The 4,135-nt window shown below is 60.6% G+C and carries 5 protein-coding genes; 2 read left to right on the forward strand and 3 right to left on the reverse strand.

Features of this window, described 5'->3' with window-relative positions:
* Positions 1–57: 57 nt before the first annotated feature.
* Entirely contained in the window at positions 58–585 is a 528-nt protein-coding gene (locus VD811_13005; GenBank protein HXV21899.1) for a hypothetical protein, read from the forward strand.
* A 38-nt stretch (positions 586–623) separates the two neighbouring features.
* Positions 624–1,532, forward strand: coding sequence for a hypothetical protein (locus VD811_13010; GenBank protein HXV21900.1), 909 nt, complete (start codon positions 624–626; stop codon positions 1,530–1,532).
* 328 nt (positions 1,533–1,860) lie between these two features.
* Here the strand turns inward: VD811_13010 and VD811_13015 are convergent, their stop codons facing one another.
* From VD811_13015 to VD811_13025, 3 genes are all read right to left on the reverse strand, one after another.
* Positions 1,861–2,787, reverse strand: coding sequence for a 5'-nucleotidase (locus VD811_13015; GenBank protein HXV21901.1), 927 nt, complete (start codon positions 2,785–2,787; stop codon positions 1,861–1,863).
* Positions 2,788–2,815: 28 nt separating this feature from the next.
* Positions 2,816–3,412 carry a methyltransferase domain-containing protein gene (locus tag VD811_13020; protein HXV21902.1) on the reverse strand — a complete coding sequence of 199 codons (597 nt, stop codon included), beginning with the start codon at positions 3,410–3,412 and terminating at the stop codon, positions 2,816–2,818.
* Positions 3,413–3,451: 39 nt separating this feature from the next.
* Positions 3,452–4,135, reverse strand: a 684-nt coding sequence (locus VD811_13025) for a sulfite exporter TauE/SafE family protein (GenBank protein ID HXV21903.1), incomplete at its 5' end; no start/stop codon positions are given.

The raw sequence follows: 4,135 nt of genomic DNA on the forward strand, positions 1-4,135 counted from the left end.
TTGCTGATTTCGAAAAATTAATCGAGCTTTCAAGAATTGTCTCCTGGATGAGTCCCGATGAAGACCTGTGAGCCAACTGATTTGTGCTGTATCAAGGTGCTAGCCCGCAAGGATATGGCCACGAATGTTCCGCGGCCGGGAAGCACCGCGGGATTCAGCCTTATTGAATTACTCTCCATTGTGGCCGTTCTTGGGGTTCTGGCGATCATGTCCATTCCCGGTTACACCAGGTTCGTGGAAACAGCCAAAGTGTCGCGATGCAGTACGGAGATCCGCGTTCTGGAAAAGGACATCAACGCTTATTTCATCGACCAGAATGCTCTGCCCGGATCCCTCAATGATATCGGTCGTGGCGATCTGCGGGATCCGTGGGGCAATCTCTACCAGTATCTGAACATCGCCGATGGCGGTGCGCCGGTGCGTGCTGACGGCCCGTTTGAAGACCTGAACGCTGATTATGACCTTTTCAGCGTAGGGCCGGACGGCTCCAGTCTGCCGGATATAACAGAGGCAGTCAGTCAGGATGACGTTGTCCGCGGCGGTGACGGCGCCTGGGTCGGGCTCGGAAAAGATTACCAACCCTAGCTGTACCTGTACTGCTCTCGTAAAAAGGTGAATGATGTATGAAATGCTCATGTCCGAAATGCGCTGCCAGCATCCAGGTTGAACTGGGCCAGATATCGGAAGGCGGAGCCTATCGAAAATGCCCGGAGTGCAATGCGCGCTTCTGGACGCACAAGGAATCCTTCGCCCTGCGGGCCTACAAGAAGGACGGGAGGATCTATTGCGGCACCTGTGGCAGCGAACTGGGCCATGCCAACATCTGCCACGGGTGCGGGGCACTGCATCCTGGTTATTGCGTCGTGCAGTTATCCAAACCTGCCCGCAGGAAAATACGGAAGTCGGACTATTCGGTCAGTCTTTCCCAGAAGCAGCAAAAACAGGTTTACACTCTTTCGCCAACTCCGTCGGTCGAATCTCGCAAGCCTCTTCTCGCCAAACTCGGGCTTCTGGCCCTGGTCGTGGTGCTGGCGGCTACTGCCGGCATCTATTACCTTAACCTCAAGACGATGAAGGGGTATTCCAGAAATTACGTGCGGGCCCTTTACGGCATCCAGTCGGGGACGGACAGGGGCATGGAATTATGTTTGAAGACGGCTACCGACTGGCGGGCAAAACAGGAGTCGGGGCAGGCCTTCGGCGCCCGCCCCAACCCCGGCGAAACGGCCAGGCTGATTGAAGTAAAGGACGAAATCGACAGGATCCTGCAGCAGATGGACGAGACGCCGGAGAAATTCAGCGACGCCCGCGCCAAGCTCGATCGGCTCTACGGGATATATTTAAAGCTCCATGCCCTCAACCTTTCTCCTCCCAAATCGCTGATTGAATTTACCGACGCGACCACCAGTCTGCAGGCAAATTTCGACAAGGCCGCTCAGGAACTCAAGGCCAGCCTGCCGGAGGAACTGCTGGAAGAGATCCGGATGGCAGCGCCGCGGTACAAGAACCTGCAATTCATCATCGCCAAGTAGGCGGGGTTTACGCCTTCTGCCAAACCGGTTGGCGCTTCAGCTTGAGCGGAAAAAGTCAGGCGGGGAATGGACCGCCGCAACCGACGTTGACCAAGCAGGTGCAGCACAAAAGAAGCCGGCCAGAGATGGCCGGCTTCTTTTGTTTCCCCCAGTCGTCGGGAAAAAAACGTGACGAAAAAAGGGTCGGAAGGTGACGTTTTTGGGCAGCCGCCGGTTTCGGTGGCCGTTGCCGAATACACTATTGCCCAGGCGGCGCTTCATCGAGCGAGCTGGGCGGCTACGACTGATAGTCCGATAGATGGCTGGCAGAGCTACCAACGCCCTGAATTCAGTCTTCGGCTTTGTGTTTCTGTCCACCACCGCCCAAGGAGCCTCCTTTGTAGGGGACGCGGGCCGAGGGGACGAGCTTCGAGGCCGGCGACAGGTGCACGTCCTGGTCGTCGAAGAAAATCTGGGCGCCGAAGGCTTTTAGCACCTTGTCCTTGGCGACGCCGCCAAGAAAAAAGGCCTTGTCGATCGTCACTCCCCAGTCGCGAAGGGTTTGCACGACCCGGGCGTGGGTGGGGCTGCTGCGGGCGGTGACCAAGGCGATCTTCACCGGACTGCGGCCCGGCTCGAACTGCTTCTGCACCAGCGAGAGGGTCTTCAGCAGTTTGGCGAAGGGCCCCTCGGGCAGGTTTTTGCCGCGGTTCTTCCGCTCGTGCGCGAGGAACGCTTCCAGGCCCTGCTCTTTGTAGATTTTTTCCGACTCGTCGGAGAAGAGCACGGCGTCGCCGTCGAAGGCGATACGGATCTCCTCCTGCTCCTCGTCGCAGGCCTCCTCAGGCGGTTCATAGAGCACGGCGGCGGCGACGCCGCTGTCAATGGCCGCCTGCACGTCCCCTTCATGTTTGGAGAGGAAGAGGTCGACATCAAAGGCCTCAAGATAGGTGGCGAGCGAATCGCCCCGGGTGAAAGCGGCCCGGGTGATGTCGAGCCCGTAGTGCTCGATGGAGTTGAAAGCCCGCAGTCCGGTGTCGGGGGAGTTCTTCGACATGACCACGACCTCGACCAGGCGGCGCCCGGGGATGAGTCGGTTGAGGTTGAGCAAGGACCTGATCAGCGGGAAAGCGGTGCCTGGCGCCAGGGGTATGTTTTCATGCTCGCGCTGATAGCGGGCGTAAGCCTCTTCATGCTGGGTTTCGAAAATCTCGTTTTCCCGCTCCATGTCGAAAAGGGCGCGGGAGGAGATGCCGATGACCAGTTTGTCGTTCATTTGATAGGAGGGCATCCGAAGCGTTGCCTCATGGTTGGCGACAGAGTGTCATTGCAGAGGCCGGCCGACGGGCGACAATTCCCGCCAGAGAACCTCCCTTCCGGGAAGGCTCCATCCCCTCCTCGTGCAGCAGAATCTCCCAGCCGGCAAAAATTTCCAGAAGCTCTCCAGGGCGCATGACGAAATCCGGGTTGTCCGGTCCGCCGGGAAAAGAGCCGGCGCGGCTGAAGGTCCGCAGCACCGCAAGCCCTCCCGGCCGCACGGCCGCCCGCAGCTGCGGCAGCAGCGGCCGATGCAGGTAGAAGAACTCGAGCACCAGATCATAGGCGTCGGCGGGAAGCTGCGGCGAGGCTTCCAGATCGACGCGGCGGGTATCCATCGGCAGGTTGCGACGGGCAGCCTCGGCGGCGAGTTGCGCCAGCGCTTCTTCGGAGACGTCGATCGCGGTCACGGTTAGCCCCTGCTCGGCCAGATACAGGGCGTTGCGCCCCCGGCCGCAGGCGATGTCGAGAGCCCTGCCGCCGGGCAGCCATGGCCGGACCCTGAGCAGCCAGGGGTCCGGCACCCAGGAGTCATCGGCTTTCTCCCGCCAGCGGCTGTTCCAGGTGGTCCGGGGATCGTCCATGGGTGCCTTTAAGGGTTGGAGTGGAGTGTTGCCGGTGCGCTAAAAGAAACTCAGCAGCATTTTGCTGCCCATGACGATGAGCAAGAGGGCGAAGATTTTTTTCAGCTGGCTCACCGGCAGGCTGTGCGCCAGCCTGGCGCCGATGGGGGCGGTGAAGATGCTGGCCAGGGCAACGCCGGCGAGGGCGGGCAGATAGACGAAGCCGAGGCTCCCGTCCGGCAAGGATGCCGCCGCCAGGCCGTTGATCACGTAGCCGACCGCTCCGGCGACGGCAATGGGGAAGCCGATGGCGGCCGAAGTGCCGACGGCGTTGTGCATCGGCAGATTGCACCAGGTGAGGAAGGGAACGGACAGGCTGCCGCCGCCGATCCCCACCAGACTGGAGACGCCGCCGATGACATTGCCGACGCCGAACATGCCGCCGCTTCCCGGCAGGGTGCGCGACGGTTTCGGTCGGATATTGAGGAGCATCTGCAGGGCCACGTAATAGAGAAAGAGGATGAAAAAGCCCTTGAGAAAATTCGTGGTCAACTGCGCCGCCACCCAGGAGCCGAAGAGGGTCCCGGTCAATATGCCGACCGAGATGGTTCTGACCACCTGCCAGTTGACGGCGCCCCGCGCGTGGTGGGCGCGGAAGCTGGACACCGAGGTGAACATGATGCTGGCCAGGGAGGTGCCGAGGGCGAGGTGGAGAATGTAGGTGTCCGGCAGGTGCTGGGCAGT

The sequence above is a fragment of the Desulfuromonadales bacterium genome, from assembly GCA_035620395.1.
Lineage (GTDB): Bacteria > Desulfobacterota > Desulfuromonadia > Desulfuromonadales > DASPGW01 > DASPGW01.

What these genes read in the sequence shown, in the direction of transcription:
- VD811_13005 (HXV21899.1), top strand. Translation starts at nt 58, where the DNA reads ATGAAGACCTGTGAGCCAACTGATTTGTGCTGTATCAAGGTGCTAGCC.
- VD811_13010 (HXV21900.1), top strand. Translation starts at nt 624, where the DNA reads ATGAAATGCTCATGTCCGAAATGCGCTGCCAGCATCCAGGTTGAACTG.
- VD811_13015 (HXV21901.1), bottom strand. Translation starts at nt 2,787, where the DNA reads ATGAACGACAAACTGGTCATCGGCATCTCCTCCCGCGCCCTTTTCGAC.
- VD811_13020 (HXV21902.1), bottom strand. Translation starts at nt 3,412, where the DNA reads ATGGACGATCCCCGGACCACCTGGAACAGCCGCTGGCGGGAGAAAGCC.